At 64.4% G+C, this 16,098-nt stretch carries 10 protein-coding genes; 7 read left to right on the top strand and 3 right to left on the bottom strand.

The features are described from left to right. The first annotated feature begins 73 nt into the window (after positions 1 to 73). The 4 genes from nrfB to Q9451_RS17730 are packed head-to-tail and all read left to right on the top strand — an operon-like array spanning position 74 to position 7,222. A complete protein-coding gene (gene nrfB / locus Q9451_RS17715) occupies positions 74 to 2,248 on the top strand; it encodes a cyclic di-3',5'-guanylate-activated glycosyltransferase NrfB (protein WP_345960693.1) in 2,175 nt (724 codons plus the stop codon). Next, entirely contained in the window at positions 2,245 to 5,250 is a 3,006-nt protein-coding gene (locus Q9451_RS17720) for a phage receptor (protein ID WP_012272129.1), read from the top strand. The genes nrfB and Q9451_RS17720 overlap by 4 nt, the downstream gene beginning before the upstream one ends. After that, entirely contained in the window at positions 5,250 to 6,089 is an 840-nt protein-coding gene (locus Q9451_RS17725) for a DUF4434 family protein (protein ID WP_012272128.1), read from the top strand. Before Q9451_RS17720 ends, Q9451_RS17725 begins: the two co-directional genes overlap by 1 nt. A gap of 41 nt (positions 6,090 to 6,130) precedes the next feature. Further along, positions 6,131 to 7,222 (top strand): GGDEF domain-containing protein, encoded by a 1,092-nt coding sequence (locus Q9451_RS17730; RefSeq protein ID WP_012272127.1) that lies wholly within the window; start codon positions 6,131 to 6,133, stop codon positions 7,220 to 7,222. Here Q9451_RS17730 and Q9451_RS17735 read toward each other — a convergent pair. Both Q9451_RS17735 and Q9451_RS17740 read right to left on the bottom strand, forming a co-directional pair. Next, positions 7,197 to 8,495: an ATP-binding protein gene (locus tag Q9451_RS17735; protein WP_345960694.1), complete on the bottom strand. Its 1,299-nt coding sequence runs from the start codon at positions 8,493 to 8,495 to the stop codon at positions 7,197 to 7,199. The genes Q9451_RS17730 and Q9451_RS17735 overlap by 26 nt on opposite strands. A gap of 6 nt (positions 8,496 to 8,501) precedes the next feature. Then, positions 8,502 to 9,203 carry a response regulator transcription factor gene (locus Q9451_RS17740; RefSeq protein WP_012272125.1) on the bottom strand — a complete coding sequence of 234 codons (702 nt, stop codon included), beginning with the start codon at positions 9,201 to 9,203 and terminating at the stop codon, positions 8,502 to 8,504. Between the two features lie 191 nt (positions 9,204 to 9,394). On the opposite strand from Q9451_RS17740, the gene Q9451_RS17745 reads away from it, so the two are divergent. The 3 genes from Q9451_RS17745 (at position 9,395) to mobA (ending at position 14,347) form a co-directional block, all read left to right on the top strand. Then, positions 9,395 to 10,570, top strand: a complete 1,176-nt coding sequence (locus Q9451_RS17745; protein WP_012272124.1) for an efflux RND transporter periplasmic adaptor subunit — start codon at positions 9,395 to 9,397, stop codon at positions 10,568 to 10,570. An 11-nt stretch (positions 10,571 to 10,581) separates the two neighbouring features. Continuing rightward, positions 10,582 to 13,710, top strand: coding sequence for an efflux RND transporter permease subunit (locus tag Q9451_RS17750; protein WP_071984389.1), 3,129 nt, complete (start codon positions 10,582 to 10,584; stop codon positions 13,708 to 13,710). Positions 13,711 to 13,771: 61 nt separating this feature from the next. After that, on the top strand, positions 13,772 to 14,347 hold the full coding sequence (gene mobA / locus Q9451_RS17755; RefSeq protein ID WP_012272122.1) for a molybdenum cofactor guanylyltransferase MobA: 576 nt from the start codon (positions 13,772 to 13,774) through the stop codon (positions 14,345 to 14,347). A gap of 30 nt (positions 14,348 to 14,377) precedes the next feature. Here the strand turns inward: mobA and Q9451_RS17760 are convergent, their stop codons facing one another. After that, complete coding sequence (locus Q9451_RS17760) at positions 14,378 to 16,051, bottom strand: fatty acid CoA ligase family protein (protein WP_012272121.1); 1,674 nt, start codon at positions 16,049 to 16,051, stop codon at positions 14,378 to 14,380. Positions 16,052 to 16,098: the final 47 nt, after the last annotated feature.

Genomic DNA, 16,098 nt, shown 5'->3' on the forward strand with positions numbered 1-16,098 from the left:
TCGTACAACTTCGTCGAAGGAACCGAGCGAGGATAATGACGATGGCCCCCTCTACCCTTTCGGTGGCTGCCACATGAGTTTGGCATTCATCGATTTTCTCACCTATGTGCTGTTCGGCCTGAAAATTCTGGCAATCACCCTTGCCTCGCTGATGTTCCTGTTGGGCCTGGACGACCTTTTCATCGACGTGTGCTATTGGGGGCGAAAGCTGATCCGGCGTTTTCGCATTTACGACAAGTTCGAAAAAGCTGATGAAAAGCGCTTGTTCGAGGTGCCGGAAAAACCCCTGGCCATCATGGTCCCGGCCTGGAACGAAGTAGGCGTGGTCGGTGAGATGGCGCGCCTGGCAGCCTCGACGATCGACTACGAGAATTACCAGATTTTCGTCGGCACCTACCCCAACGACCCGCAAACCCAGGCCGACGTCGACGCGGTGTGCCTGCACTACCCCAACGTGCACAAGGTGGTCTGCGCGCGCCCTGGCCCCACCAGCAAGGCCGACTGCCTGAACAACATCATCGACGCGTTGCTGCGCTTCCAGCAGGACGCGGGCATCGAGTTTGCCGGCTTCATCCTGCATGACGCCGAAGACGTGATCTCGCCCATGGAGTTGCGCCTGTTCAACTACCTGCTGCCAAGCAAGGACATGATCCAGATCCCGGTGTACCCCTACGCACCGGAATGGAAGGGCTTTACTGCCGGCCACTATGTCGACGAGTTCGCCGAAAACCACGGCAAGGACGTGATCGTGCGTGAAGCGCTGACGGGCCAGGTGCCCAGCGCCGGCGTCGGCACCTGCTTCAGCCGCCGCGCCATCAGCGCGCTGCTCGAGGACGGTGACGGCATCGCCTTCGACGTACAGAGCCTGACCGAAGACTACGACATCGGTTTTCGCCTGAAGCAAAAAGGCATGAAGTGCATTTTCGCCCGCTATTCCATCACCGACCCGGCACTGACCCTGAAGCAGGACTGGCGCCCGGGCATGAGCCGCGAGTTCTCCCAGGTAATCTGCGTACGCGAGCACTTCCCACGTGACTGGCAGCATGCCATCCGGCAGAAGTCGCGCTGGATTGTCGGCATCGTGTTCCAGGGCACCAGCAACCTCGGGTGGAGCCGCAAAGGCGCACTCAACTATTTCCTCTGGCGTGACCGCCGTGGGCTGTTCGCCTACCTGCTGAGCTTTCTGGTCAACCTGTTGCTGCTGGTATTGCTGGCCATGTGGCTGGTCACGGTGGTCGCGCCGAATTCGTGGCGTTTCATGTCGATCCTAAGCGACAGCTGGCTGCTGTCGACCCTGCTGTGGCTGAACGGCCTGATGCTGTTCAACCGGCTGTTCCAGCGCGCCTGGTTCGTCACCCGCTTCTATGGCATCGGCGAAGGCCTGCTGTCGGCACCGCGGATGATGTGGAGCAACTTCGTCAATTTTTTCGCCAACCTGCGCGCCCTGCGCCAGGTCATGGAAATGGGCGATTCGCGGCGCGTGGCCTGGGACAAGACCACCCACGAGTTCCCCGCTATCGCCGCACCTGCCCGCATACCACTGGGCCAGCGCCTGGTGGCCAAGGGCCTGATCAGCGACGAACAGCTGCAGCAGGCCATCACCAGCCCGGTTCGCCGGCGCCTGGGCCGCGAACTGCTACTGCGCGGCTGGTTGAACAGCGAGCAGTTGGTGGCCACCCTGGCCGAACAGTTGGACTTGCCCTGGGCACCGCTGAACCCGTTCAAGCTCGACCCGCAGTTGATCGCCAAACTGCCGCGCAAGCTGGCCACGCATTATGGCGTGCTGCCGGTGGATGAAGACGGCGACACGCTGATCCTGGCCAGCGAAAGCCCGGTCAGCCAGGTGTCGCTTGGGGTTATCAGCCGCCAGCTGAAACGCCCGGTCAAGGCCCGCCTGGCACCCCAGGGCCGGGTCACGCTGGGCCTGCGCTACCACTACCCAAGCCCCTGGCAGAAGCCAGAAACCCGCGACATGCTGGCCGTCCTTGAACGCCACCAGGACAACGAAGCGCTGCTGGAGCGGGTCAGCCATCACCAGGTCATGCTCGGCGCACTGCTGCAGGTGCGGGGCATGGTCCCGGTCACCCTGTTCAACCAGGCGCTGATCGACTTCGACCCTGAACACCAGAGCCTGGGCGAGCACCTGATCGCCCGAGGCATCATCACCGAACAGGTGCTGGAGCAGGCCCTGATCGAACAGGCCAGCGAACAGCAGGCCGCCTTTGACCTGACCCGGGAGGTGGCATGAAGCCGCGCTTTTCCCTGACTTTCACTGGACTGTTGCTGTTCTGCGCTGCCCTGCCCGCCGCTGCTTCGGCGCCGATGACCGACTTTCAGCGGTTCACCAGCTTTCCGTTCATGGACCGCAGCTACCGCGAGGCCAAGAAGGACAATTGGGCGGAAGTCGAGCGCCTGACTCGCCACGTGCTGGGGCGGGTGCCGAACAACGACGAGGCGCGTGCCCTGCTGGTCGAGGCCCTGGCCCACCAACGCCGTTACAAAGAGGCCCAGGCGCAGGCCGAGCAGCTGGGCGACAGCCCCGAGTATGCCGACGCCCTGCTGGCGCTACGCTTGACCTGGATCGAACAGGACCCACCGGCGGCCAGCCAGGTGGAACAATGGCTGGCCGCCAGCGACGGCAACCAGCGGGTGCGCCTGTGGCAGGCCTACAGCCTGAGCCTGGCCAAGTTTGGTGGCGCGGCCAAGGCGCTGGACTGGCTCAACCAGCTACCGCCCGGCAACGACGGCCAGGTACTGCGCCTGGCTCGGGCCAACTTCGCCGAGCAACTGCGCAACTGGAAAGAAACCATCGAACAGCTGCAGCCGCTGGCCGACAAAGGCCAGTTGCCCGCCGAAGACTGGCAACGCCTGGCCAATGCCTATATCCAGAAAGTCGACGAAAAAGGCCTGAATGCGCTGTTACCCAGCGCGCCATCCGCCACAGCGGCCAACCAGGCGCGCCTGGCCATGGCCAACCGCGCCATTGCCGTTGGCCACCACCAGCAAGCCCAACGCTGGCTACAGTCGCTACCGCCCGAGCAACTGCAGCACCCCGAACAGCGCCAGCAACTTTGGCAGTTGGCCCGCGAAGGCGACGACGCTGCACTGGTGCAGCGCCTGAGCAACGACCTGCAACGCCCTTGCCTGGAAACGGTCGACTGGTTGTCACACCAAGACCCGGATCTGGCCCGTGAACAGTTCAAAGGCTGCACCGCCAGTACCGACCCGCGGGCCTACGCGGTGCTCAAGCAACGCCTGTACGGCGACCCACCACAACCTGCGCAGCCGCGCACCGCTGCCGAATGGGAGAAACGCTACCGGCAGAGCAGCGACCTCGCCGCGCTGGAGCAAGCCACCTTCCTGCTGACCGAACAGGGCCACGGTGATCGCGCCCGGCAACTGCTGGAGCAGGCCTACGACCGTCGCCAGGGCCGCCTCACCCCCTCGCTGCTGCAGCGCCTGGGCAACCTGTATGCCCGCAACGACGGCCCACTGGACAGCCGACGCATGCTCAGCCTGATCCCCCGGGTCGACGCCAATACCCGCGCCCAGTTGCTTGGCCGGCTGGCCGAGGCCGGCCTGTGCGATGCCGTGCGCCAGGCCGTGCCAGCTACCCCAAGCGAGCCCGGCCAGTACCGCGCCCTTGGGCGTTGCGCCATGCCCGACCAGCCGGGCGAGGCGGTGGTCTACTACCAGGCCGCCGAACGCCTGGGCGACAATGGCAACCGCTTGCCACTGGCCTACGCACTTGAAGCGGCCGGCGACTCCGAAGCCGCCCTGCCCATCTGGCGCAGCCTGCCGGACAGCGCCTGGACCGACAACGCCCGCCTCACCGCAGCCCGTGGCGCGCTGAATGCAGGCGACGCTGGTGCAGCCCGCCGCTACTGGGACGCCGCCGCACACCGCAGCGCCGATGACTGGGCGCTGGGCGCCGCCATCGCCCAGCGCCAAGGCGACCCGCAGACCGCGCTGGGCTTTCAGCGCCAGGCTCTGGCGCACAACCCGCGCGCCGATCACTACTACGCCGCATCCAGTACTGCGCAACTGGCTGGCGACAGCGCGCAAAGCACCGCCTGGCTGGCCGAAGCCGTGCGCATGGCCCCCGATCAGCCGCGCTATCGAGCCGACTACGGCATGCGCCTGGCCGGTTCGACAGACAAGGCACAGCGCATACAATCGATTCCCTACCTCGAGCGCGCCACCCACGATTTCCCCGAAGACTACCGCCTGGGCGAAACACTGGCCTTGCGCTACGACGAGCACGAAGACAGCGCTGCGGCACGCCACGAACTGCGGCGTATCCTCGACGTGGAGCAGAACCTGGTCGACGCTGATGACGAATACGGCAGCCTCGAAGCCCGCAAGTACCGCCAGCGCCGCGCCCACGAGAGCCTGTCACGTCGTGACACCATTACCCTGGCCAGCACCTGGTCGCCCGCCGGCACCTCGACCAACGACAAGTTCCTCGACAATGGCCAGCGCAGCGGCAGCTCGCGCCGGGCACAATCGCAGAACGTACAACTGGCCATGTGGGACCACGCCCTGGGCGAAGAACCCAGCCGCAACGGCAGCACCCTGTCGGTGTATGGCCGGGTATTGTTCGGCGGCCAGAGCCGCACCGACTATGCACAAAGCATGGGTACCGGCGTCGGCCTGCGCTACAAGCCGCTCGGCCAGGCCAACCTCAACCTGTATGCCGAGCTTTACCACCAGCGGCAGATCGACGAAGCGCACTACCGCGGCCTTAGCCTTGGCCAATTGCTGAGCCCGGCCAAGGTCGGCGGCAACTGGGGCGACTTGCGTCACCACGCCGAATCGAGCAACGACTTGCTGCTGCGCGCCACCGCCTCGTTCCTTGACCAGGGTGACTGGCGCAACGACTGGCGTGTCGATGAGGACGATTGGAACGAGCGTTTCCTCTACCTCGACGCCGCCTGGTGGACCCGTGCCGGCGACCACGCCTGGCTGTCACGCTTCCAGCAGGGCCACGCCTGGAAACTGCCGGGCAGCTCGCCGCAAACCCTCATGCCTTACGGTTTTGTCGAATTTTCCAGCCAGGACCCAAGCAACGACTGGCGCCAGGATGCCCGCGCCGGGGTCGGCGTGCGCTGGCAATGGTGGTTCGACGACGACCGCTACAACGCCTACCGCGGCTCGCTGAAAGTGCGTGCCGAATACCAGCAATCGCTGGGCGGCAACCTCTACGAGCGCGCCAACGGTGTGCTGGTCGGTGCGGAGATGACTTTCTGATGCGTACGATCATCGCCTATTGCCTGCTGGTCCTGTGCCTACAGGCCTCCGCCGACCAGCGCCTGTTCTACCAACCGCTGAACCGTGATGCCAGCGTCACCCCCGCCCAATGGCAGCAACTGTGGCATGCCACCGCTGCCCAAGGTGGCAACACCCTGATCGTGCAATGGAGCGCCTATGGCGACAGCGATTTCGGTGGCGCCCAGGGCTGGCTGGCCAACAGCCTGCGCACGGCGCGTGCCGAGGGCCTGCAGCTGGTTATGGGGCTGTACATGGACCCGGCCTATTACCAGCGCCTCGAGCAACTGGATGGCGAGGGCCTGAACAGCTACTGGAAGGCGCAATTGGGCCGTTCGCTCAGCCAGTACCAACACCTTCGTCAGGTGTGGCAGTTGCCGGTGGATGGCTGGTACCTGCCCATGGAACTGGACGACCAGCATTTTCGTGATGCCGAACGACGCGATGCGCTCTACAGCCAACTGCAGGCGTTCAACCGCCAGCTGGACAAACCGTTGCACATCAGTGCATTCAGTGCTGGCAAGCTGTCGCCGCGCGTCCATGCCAGCTGGCTGGATCAACTGGTCGGGTTGGGCTTGACCGTGTGGTGGCAGGATGGCGCCGGTACAGAGCGTTTGCCGCCGTTGGTGCGCCAGAGCTACGAGCAGGCCTTGCCATGCCGGGTAGGCGTGGTGCGCGAGGCGTTCCGCCAGGTGAGCGCGCCTGGGCAGCCATTCAGGGCCGAACCTGCCGAGCCCAAGCTGGGCAGCGGGTGCCATGCCGAGGCGGTGTTTGCCTTGCGCTACCGGCCTTGGGCCACAGGTGTCTTGCCACAAAATTGAGTTGTTTGGCCTGGCAAAGCAGTACTCCGAGGAGCCCACCGATGTTCAAGACCATCGAAGAACACGTGCGCAAGCAGGTCGCCCCCGCCGCCTTGCGCGCCGAGTTCCGACAACACGAATTCGAGTCCATGCGCCCGTTCTGCCTGCTGGTGTTCTGCATCAGCATCCTGATCTGGCTGGTCTTCGACCTGATCGTCAGTTTTCTCGGCGGTCAGGGTTTCACCTGGCTGTCCTACCTGTTCATCGCCGCGCTCGGCAGCCTTTGCGTAGTACTGCATTTCACCCGCCGCAGCCATCACTTCGATGTACTCAACCTGCTGTTCATCACCATCATCACCTTGGGCATGCGCCTGCTGATCGAAGGCATCCCGGTGGCCCTGCGCCCGGTGTGGCTGGTACTTGGCGTATCCACCGTGCTGTACGCCGTGTCGGTGCTGCCGGTGCGACGCTGGTCGTTCTTCAGCGCCATGGTCATCACCTGGGTGATGCTCAACCCGTTCTACCACACCCGTATCGAGCCCGACGCGCTCGAAGGCGCCATGCTGGTTAGTTACGCCGTGTTTCTCAGCGGCCTGATCACCTACAGCTACCTGCAGACGCGCAAGGCCAAACTGCACAATTTCTACCTGTCCAGGGTGCTGCTTGAACAAGCTTACGTCGACGCCCTGACCGAAATCCCCAACCGCCGCTCGTTCATGGCCAAAACGGAGCAACAACTGAAACTGGCAACGCCCGGGCAATACCTGGCGATGGTCGACATAGACAACTTCAAGAAAGTGAATGACCGTTTCGGCCACGACATTGGTGATGAAGTGCTAAGACGCGTGGCACTGCATATCAAGGCCGCCATGGTCGATTCCGAGTTCGCCCGACTGGGCGGCGAGGAGTTTGCCATTTTTCTTGAAGGGCTGGACCAGCAAGGTGCCGAGCAGCAGATGGAGGCATTGGTACGCAGGGTACGCGAGGATGCGGGCACACACCCGGTGACCATCAGTATCGGGCTGGCCCAGGTGAGCGCGGGCGATACATTGACCATGGCGTTGATCAAGGCCGACCAGGCGCTGTATGAAGCCAAGCACACCGGCAAGGACCGGTTCGTGCTGTGGACTACCCGGCTGGCAAGCGAATCCTGAACTGCGCCCCACCCAGCGCCGACTGTGCCACGGTCAAGGTACCACCCTGCCCCTCGATGGCCCGCCGGCTGATCGCCAGCCCCAGGCCAAACCCACCGGTATTTCGGTCGAGGCTTCGGTCTAGCCGGTAGAACGGCTGGAAAATGCGCTCGCGCTCCTCCACCGGAATGCCAATCCCGTCATCCTCCACCGTCAGCAGGCAGGCGCCATCCTCTTCCAGGCGCAAGCGCAACAACAGGCTTTCGTCGCAATAGCGCATGGCATTGCGCACCAGGTTCTGCACCGCGCGCGCCGTCAGCCGAGGGTCCAGCACAAAGCGCGGCAGGTCACCTTCGGCCCGCACTTCCCACTGGATACCACGGCCATCAAGCTCCTCGGCAAAGCTGCCAAGCACACTGTCGACCAGCTCCAGCAGCGACACTTCGACCCGTTCGCGAGCCTGGTCAGCGTTGTACAAGCGGCTATAGGACAGCAACTCCAGTACCAGCTCGTCCAGTTCGCGTACATGCCCGACCAGTTCCAGCAGGCGCTTGCGGCTGGCCGGCGGCACTTCGTCGAACAACAGCACCAGGCCGAAATCCAGCCGGGTCAGCGGCGTGCGCAACTCGTGCGATACCGCATTGAGCAGCTCGCGCTGCTGGTTGACGTGGCGCTCCAGGTCACTGGCCATGGTGTCGAAAACCCCGGCCAGCTCACCGATGTTGGAGTGTGGTGAAATGTGCGTGCGCTCGGCCATCTGCCCTTGGCCCAGGCGCCGAGCGGTCTCCTTGAGGCGCTCCAGGTCGCGCCAGTGCGGCCAGACCCACAGCAGCAGGCACCCGAGCATGGCCGCACCGATCAGCACCGTCACGCCCCACGACAGCACGTTGATGTCCAGCGGGTCTGGCGGCGAATGCAGGCGCACCAGCCATTGCTTGTCCAGCGGCGCCAGCACCGTTTCGTAGTAGCCCCACTCGGCAATACGTACCGCGTACAGGCCATGCTCCAGGCGTGCCTGTTCTTCCTCGCTCAAACCCGCCTGGTCCATGCGCAGCAGTTTCAGCTCCAGCGGCGCAAAATCACCGGCCAGTTCCTGCTCCACCGCCGGCCACTGCTCACGCGGGGCCTGGCGGAACTGGCGTACGATCAACGCCTGCACACCCTTTGCCTGGTCCAGGTTGTAGGCCATGAAGCGCTCGCGGAACAGGCCAACGATGGTGTCGGGGATGAACAGCAACGCGCCGGCGTAGGCGACGATGATCACCAGGTACAGCCGCACCAGGATCTTGAGCATGGCCGATCAGCACTCCCACTCGACGCGGCTGAACAGGTACCCCTTGCCCCACACGGTCTTGATCTTGCGTGCTTCGCCAGCGTTGTCGTCGAACTTGCGCCGCAGTTTGGAGATGGCCACGTCCACCGAGCGGTCGGTGCCATTGAACTCGATGCCACGCAGTTGTTGCAGGATACGGTCGCGGTTCATCACCTCGCCGGCATTGCGCGCCAGCACCACCAGCAGGTTGTACTCGCCGCTGGACAGCTCCACCTCTTCGCCGCGCCAACTGACCGTGCGCTCGGCCAGGTCGATGCGCAGGCCGCCAATCAGGATCAGGTCGTTGTCCAGCCGCGGCTCGTTGACACTGCTGCGGCGCAGCAGCGTACGCACGCGCGCCAGCAGCACGCGTGGCTCGCAGGGTTTGGTCACGTAGTCGTCGGCACCCATTTCCAGGCCCAGTACCTGATCATGGCTGTCGTCGCGGGCGGTCAGCATGAGAATTGGCAGGCTCTGCGACTCCTGGCGCAGCAGGCGGCACAGCTGCAGGCCATCGATGCCTGGCAGCATCAAGTCGAGTATGACCAGGTCGGGCTTTTGCCGGCGGTACTCGTCCAGCACATGATCGCCCCGGGCGATCACCTGGACATGGAAGTCGTTGCGTTGCAGGTAGCTGGCGATCAACTCGGACAGGGCGCTGTCGTCTTCGACCAGTAAAATATTCGGCATAGGTGCTTGGGAGTCTGGGTTGAGGTATACCTGTGCCCGCGAAGAAGCCGGCACAGGAACACTCAGGATATAGAACACTACCGCGCCACAGGCTTGTTCTTCACACTTTTTCACACTCGCCCTACAGGTATTAACAGCCGCCCAGGCAGCACCTGCCTTAGCATAGACACGGTCATCATCGGAAGATCCGCATGCCTACTACCCTCTCCCCGCGCCTGCGCCCATTGGCGCTCCTGGCGTTCCTGAGCCTGTCTCTGGCCGGCTGCGGCGACAGCGCCGAGCAAGACGAAAAAGCCCCCACCCCGCAAGTGCGGGTGGAAACCTTGCAACTGCAACCCCTGGCCATCAGCAGTGAGCTAAGCGGCCGTATCCTGGCCCCGCGCACCGCCGAAGTGCGCGCGCGGGTCGCTGGCGTGGTGCTCAAGCGGGTGTACCGCGAAGGCAGCGACGTCAAACAGGGCGATGTACTGTTCTTGATCGACCCGGCGCCGTTCAAGGCCGACCATGACAGCGCCCGCGCCACCCTGGCCAAGGCCGAGGCGACCCTGTACCAGGCGCGCCTGCAAGAGCAGCGCTACCGCGAGCTGGTCGATGACAAGGCCGTCAGCCGCCAGGAATACGACAACGCCAAAGCCAGCTTCCTGCAGGCCGACGCTGCAGTGGCCGAAGCCAAAGCAGCCCTGGAGCGGGCTCGCCTGAACCTCGGTTACGCCACTGTGACCGCGCCGATCTCCGGCCGTATCGGCCGCGCCCAGGTCACCGAAGGCGCGCTGGTCGGGCAAAACGAGACCACCCCGCTGGCGACCATCCAGCAACTGGACCCGATCCATGCCGATGTCACTCAGTCGACCCGTGAGCTGAACGCCTTGCGCCGCGCCCTGCGTGCTGGCGAGCTGCAACAGGTAGGCGACAGCCAGGCCCGCGCCACCCTGATCCAGGACGACGGCAGCGCCTACCCGCTGCCGGGCAAGCTGCTGTTTTCCGACATCAGCGTCGACCCCAGCACCAACCAGATCACCCTGCGCAGCGAGTTCCCCAACCCGGACCTCGACCTGCTGCCCGGCAGCTACGTGCGCGTACGCCTGGAGCAGGCGGTGCAAGCCAAGGGCCTGAGCGTGCCGCAACGCGCCATCCTGCGCGACAGCGCCGGCGTGCCGAAGGTGCTGGTGGTCGACCAGCAGGCCCGCGTCAGCGACCGTCAGGTAGTCCTGGGCAGCGCCCAGGGCGACCGCTGGATCGTCAGCGAGGGCCTGGCCGCCGGCGAGCGGGTGGTGATCGAGGGCCTGCAGCACGTCAAGGCCGGCGACCAGGTGCAGGTCGACACCACACCCGGTGCCCCCCCCATCGCTCAGCACATCGGCCAGTGAGGGCCTGATCAATGCCGCAATTCTTCATCGATCGCCCGGTATTCGCCTGGGTGGTCGCACTGTTCATCCTGCTGGCCGGTGCGCTGGCCATCCCGCAACTGCCGGTGGCCCAGTACCCCAACGTGGCACCGCCACAGGTGGAGATCTACGCCGTGTACCCAGGCGCCTCGGCGGCGACCATGGACGAAAGCGTGGTCAGCCTGATCGAGCAGGAACTCAACGGCGCCGACAACCTGCTGTACTTCGAGTCGCAGAGCAGCCTGGGCAGCGCCACCATCACCGCCACCTTCGCCCCAGGCACCAACCCGGACCTGGCCCAGGTCGACGTGCAAAACCGCCTGAAGGTGGTCGAATCGCGCCTGCCACGCCCAGTCACCCAGCAGGGCCTGCAAGTGGAGAAGGTGTCTACGGGCTTCCTGCTGTTGGCCACCCTCACCTCCGAAGACGGCAAGCTCGACGAAACCGCGCTGTCGGACATCCTCGCCCGTAACGTGATGGACGAAATCCGCCGCCTCAAAGGCGTCGGCAAGGCTCAGTTGTACGGCTCCGAGCGCGCCATGCGCATCTGGATCGACCCACGCAAGCTGATCGGCTTCAACCTCACGCCCAACGACGTGGCCGAGGCCATCGCGGCGCAGAACGCCCAGGTCGCCCCTGGCAGCATTGGCGACCTGCCCAGCCGCGACACCCAGGAAATCACCGCCAACGTAGTGGTCAAGGGCCAGCTGAGCACGCCTGAAGAATTCGCCGCGATTGTTCTGCGCGCCAACCTGGATGGCTCCACGGTGACCATCGGGGATGTCGCCCGGGTCGAGATCGGCGCCCAGGAATACCAGTACGGCACGCGCCTGAACGGCAAGCCGGCCACCGCCTTCAGCGTGCAGCTGTCGCCGGGGGCCAACGCCATGGAAACCGCCACCCTGGTACGGGCGAAGATGCAGGACCTGGCCCGCTACTTCCCGGAAGGCGTCAAGTACGACATCCCCTACGACACCTCGCCGTTCGTCAAAGTGTCGATCGAGCAGGTCATCAACACCCTGTTCGAAGCCATGCTGCTGGTGTTCGCAGTGATGTTCCTGTTCCTGCAGAACCTGCGCTACACGCTGATCCCGACCCTGGTGGTGCCCGTGGCATTGATGGGCACCTTCGCCGTGATGCTGGCCATGGGCTTCTCGGTCAATGTGCTGACCCTGTTCGGCATGGTGCTGGCCATCGGCATCCTGGTCGACGATGCCATCGTGGTGGTGGAAAACGTCGAGCGCATCATGGCCGAAGAAGGCCTGCCGCCCAAAGAGGCCACGCGCAAAGCCATGGGCCAGATCAGCGGGGCGATCATCGGTATCACCCTGGTACTGGTGGCGGTGTTCCTGCCCATGGCCTTCATGCAAGGCTCGGTGGGGGTGATCTACCAGCAGTTCTCGCTGTCGATGGCGGTATCGATCCTGTTCTCGGCGTTTCTTGCCCTCAGCCTGACCCCGGCATTGTGCGCCACCCTGCTCAAGCCCGTGGCCAAAGGTGAGCACCACGCACGCAAAGGCTTCTTCGGCTGGTTCAACCGCCGCTTCGAAAGCATGAGCAACGGCTACCAACGCTGGGTGGTACAGGCGCTCAAGCGCAGTGGCCGCTACCTGGTGGTGTACGCTGTGCTGCTGGCGGTGCTGGGCTACGGGTTCAGCCAGTTGCCCACGGCGTTTCTGCCCACCGAAGACCAGGGTTACACCATTACCGACATCCAACTGCCGCCCGGTGCCAGCCGCATGCGCACCGAACAGGTAGCCGCGCAGATCGAGGCGCATAACGCCGAGGAACCGGGGGTGGGCAACACCACCTTGATTCTCGGTTTCAGCTTCTCCGGCAGCGGGCAGAACGCGGCGCTGGCCTTCACCACGCTCAAGGACTGGTCCGAGCGCGGCACCGATGACAGCGCCCAGTCGATCGCCGACCGCGCGACCATGGCCTTCAGCCAGCTCAAGGACGCCATCGCCTTCTCGGTACTGCCACCCCCAATCGACGGCCTGGGCGAATCGACCGGCTTCGAGTTCCGCCTGCAGGACCGTGGCGGCATGGGCCACGCCGAACTGATGGCGGCCCGTGACCAGTTGCTGGCAAGCGCCGGTAAAAGCAAGGTATTGACCAACGTGCGTGAAGCCTCGCTGGCGGAAAGCCCGCAAGTGCAGCTGGAAATCGACCGCCGCCAGGCCAATGCCCTGGGCGTATCGTTTGCCGATATCGGCACGGTGCTGGACGTGGCTGTGGGCTCCAGCTACGTCAACGACTTCCCCAACCAGGGCCGCATGCAGCGGGTGGTGGTGCAGGCCGAAGGCAACCAGCGCAGCCAGGTCGAGGATTTGCTGAAAATCCACGTACGCAACACTAGCGGCAAGATGGTGCCACTGGGCGCGTTCGTCCAGGCCAAATGGGTCAGCGGCCCGGTGCAGCTGACCCGCTACAACGGCTACCCGGCGGTGTCGATTTCCGGCGAACCGGCGGCCGGCTACAGCTCCGGTGAGGCCATGGCCGAAGTCGAGCGCCTGGTGGCGCAGCTTCCAGCCGGTGCCGGCCTGGAATGGACCGGCCTGTCCCTGCAGGAACGCCTTTCCGGCAGCCAGGCACCGATGCTGATGGCGCTGTCGTTGCTGGTGGTGTTCCTGTGCCTGGCGGCGCTGTACGAAAGCTGGTCGATCCCGACTGCGGTACTGCTGGTGGTACCACTCGGCGTGCTGGGTGCAGTGCTGGCCGTGACCCTGCGCGGCATGCCCAACGATGTATTCTTCAAAGTTGGCCTGATTACTCTGATCGGCCTGTCGGCGAAGAATGCCATCCTGATCATCGAGTTCGCCAAGCACCTGGTCGATCAGGGCGTGGACGCCGTCGACGCTGCCGTACAAGCCGCCCGCCTGCGCCTGCGGCCGATCGTGATGACCTCGCTGGCGTTCATCCTCGGCGTGGTGCCACTGGCCATCGCCAGCGGCGCAAGCTCCGCCAGCCAGCAAGCGATCGGCACCGGGGTGATTGGCGGCATGCTCAGCGCCACCCTGGCGGTGGTGTTCGTGCCGGTGTTCTTCGTGGTGGTGATGCGCCTGTCCGGGCGGCGCCAGACGCAAAACGCTGCCACGCATCCGGTGGCCGGTGAAAGCTGACTGGACAAGCCCCGCTTGAAATGGGAGGGTTCCCGGCAATGACTGCCCGGAACCCTTTTTCATGCCTGATGCATTTCCCCCCTGCTCCATCCTCATCCTTGCCGGCGGTCGCGGGCAGCGTATGGGCGGCCGCGACAAGGGTTTGATCGACTGGCAGGGCGAACCCTTGGTGGCGCATGTACAGCGAGTGGTGCGCCCGCTGAGCGACGACCTGGTGATTTCCTGCAACCGTAACCAGGAGGCCTACCGGGCGTATGCCGACCAGGTGGTGGGCGATGCCGAGGCGGACTTCCCCGGGCCTTTGGCGGGAGTGATTGCCGGGCTCAAGGTGGCACGGCATGAATGGGTTGTGCTGCTGGCCTGCGATGCACCACGTGTCGATCAGGTGTTGATCGAAGACCTGCTGCGGCTGGCGAAGGCCAATGACAGTGCGGCGATGGTGCGTCAGGGTGAGTATTGGCAGCCGATGTTCAGCGTGCTGCCAAAACGGGTGTTGCCGGTGCTGGAACAAGCCTGGGCGGCGGGTGAGCGGAGTTTGCAGAAGGCCTTGCTGCGCGAGGCGGTGCAAGGGCTGGCGTGTGCCGACGATGATTGTCGGCTAAGCAACTTCAACAGCCCGGAACTGCTGCAAGGCTGAGATCCTCTGCTGCCTGTGCCGGCCCCTACATCAATTGGCAGTCAGTTCCTCGACGCTGATCTCGCGCATCCTGAACTTCTGCACCTTGCCGGTCACCGTCATCGGGAACTCGTCGACAAAGCGGAAGTACCGGGGCACCTTGAAGTGCGCAATTCGCGCCTTGGCCCACTCTCGCAGTTCTTCTTCACTGGCAGCATGCCCTGGGTGCAGCCGCACCCAGGCGACGATCTCTTCGCCATACTTGCTGCACGGCACGCCAATCACCTGCACATCGGCCACCGCTGGGTGGGTGAAGAAGAACTCTTCCAGCTCACGCGGGTAGATGTTCTCACCGCCGCGAATGATCATGTCCTTGCTGCGCCCGACAATCCGCACATAGCCTTGTTCGTCCATCACTGCCAGGTCGCCGGTGTGCATCCAGCCGTCTTCATCGATGCTCTCGGCCGTGGCCTTGGGGTTGTTCCAGTAACCCAGCATCACGCTGTAGCCACGCGTGCACAGCTCGCCAATCTCACCGCGCGGCACTGTGCCGCCGTCGTTGTCGATCACTTTGTTCTCCAGCCGTGGCTGGGTGCGCCCCACGCTGGTCACGCGGCGCTCCAGGTCGTCAGTGGCGCAGGTCTGTAGCGACACCGGGCTGGTCTCGGTCATGCCGTAGGCAATCTGCACCTCGGCCATGTGCATCTCGCCAATCACCCGGCGCATCACCTCGATCGGGCACGTAGCGCCGGCCATGATCCCCGTGCGCAGGCTCGACAGGTCGAACTCGCCGCGCTGCGGGTGGTCCAGCTCGGCAATGAACATGGTCGGCACGCCATACAACGCCGTGGCTTTCTCCTCCGCCACCGCGCGCAGGGTAGCCAAAGGGTCGAAGGCATCGTTGGGATAAATCAAGGTGCTGCCGTGGGTCATGCAGCCAAGGTTGGCCATGACCATACCGAAGCAGTGGTACAGCGGCACCGGCACTACCAACCGATCATGTTCGGTCAGGCCCAGGCTTTCACCCACCATGTAGCCGTTGTTGAGAATGTTGCTGTGGCTGAGGGTGGCGCCCTTTGGGAAGCCGGTAGTCCCCGAGGTGTACTGGATGTTGATCGGATCGTCGCAGCGCAGTTGTGCCTGCCGCTGGGCCAGGGCCTCGCGGCTGACGGCCTCGGCGCGGGACTGCAGGTCGTGCCAGGCGAGGAACCCAGGTGGGGGCGCAACGGCCAGACTGACCACGCCACGCAGCTCGGGAAAACGCTCGCAGATCAGCGCGCCCGCTTGACCGCTGGCCAGGCCAGGTACAAGGCCCAGCAGCATGGCGTGGTAATCGGAGGTCTTGAACGCATCGGCACAGATCACCCAACGGCAGCCGGACTGGCCGAGCGCATAGTCCAGCTCGCTGGAGCGGTAGGCCGGATTGATGTTGACCAGGATTGCGCCAACCTTGGCGCTGGCGAACTGGGTAATGCACCACTCGGCGCAATTGGGCGCCCAGATACCCAGGCGGTCACCGGGCTGCACGCCCAGGGCCATCAGCGCGCGAGCATGCTGGTCGACGGCCTCGGCCAGTTGCCGCCAGGTGTAGCGAAGGGCCTGGTGGCGCACCACCAGCGCCTCGCGCTCGGGAAAGCGAGCGACAGTGGCGTCGAAGGCGTCGCCGATGCACTGGGTAAGCAGGGCCTTGTCCTGGTTGCCCTGGGAGTAGCTTGGCTGGGGCATGGGCGTTCTCTTGTTGTTCTTGTGTTTTTTGTACCGGCCTCTTCGCG

Source organism: Pseudomonas sp. NY8896 (genome assembly GCF_039634505.1).

Coding starts and splice junctions, on each gene's coding strand:
- Q9451_RS17740 (WP_012272125.1), bottom strand. CDS start 9,203: ATGCCGAATATTTTACTGGTCGAAGACGACAGCGCCCTGTCCGAGTTG.
- mobA (WP_012272122.1), top strand. CDS start 13,772: ATGCCTGATGCATTTCCCCCCTGCTCCATCCTCATCCTTGCCGGCGGT.
- Q9451_RS17725 (WP_012272128.1), top strand. CDS start 5,250: ATGCGTACGATCATCGCCTATTGCCTGCTGGTCCTGTGCCTACAGGCC.
- Q9451_RS17745 (WP_012272124.1), top strand. CDS start 9,395: ATGCCTACTACCCTCTCCCCGCGCCTGCGCCCATTGGCGCTCCTGGCG.
- Q9451_RS17735 (WP_345960694.1), bottom strand. CDS start 8,495: ATGCTCAAGATCCTGGTGCGGCTGTACCTGGTGATCATCGTCGCCTAC.
- Q9451_RS17760 (WP_012272121.1), bottom strand. CDS start 16,051: ATGCCCCAGCCAAGCTACTCCCAGGGCAACCAGGACAAGGCCCTGCTT.
- Q9451_RS17720 (WP_012272129.1), top strand. CDS start 2,245: ATGAAGCCGCGCTTTTCCCTGACTTTCACTGGACTGTTGCTGTTCTGC.
- Q9451_RS17730 (WP_012272127.1), top strand. CDS start 6,131: ATGTTCAAGACCATCGAAGAACACGTGCGCAAGCAGGTCGCCCCCGCC.
- nrfB (WP_345960693.1), top strand. CDS start 74: ATGAGTTTGGCATTCATCGATTTTCTCACCTATGTGCTGTTCGGCCTG.
- Q9451_RS17750 (WP_071984389.1), top strand. CDS start 10,582: ATGCCGCAATTCTTCATCGATCGCCCGGTATTCGCCTGGGTGGTCGCA.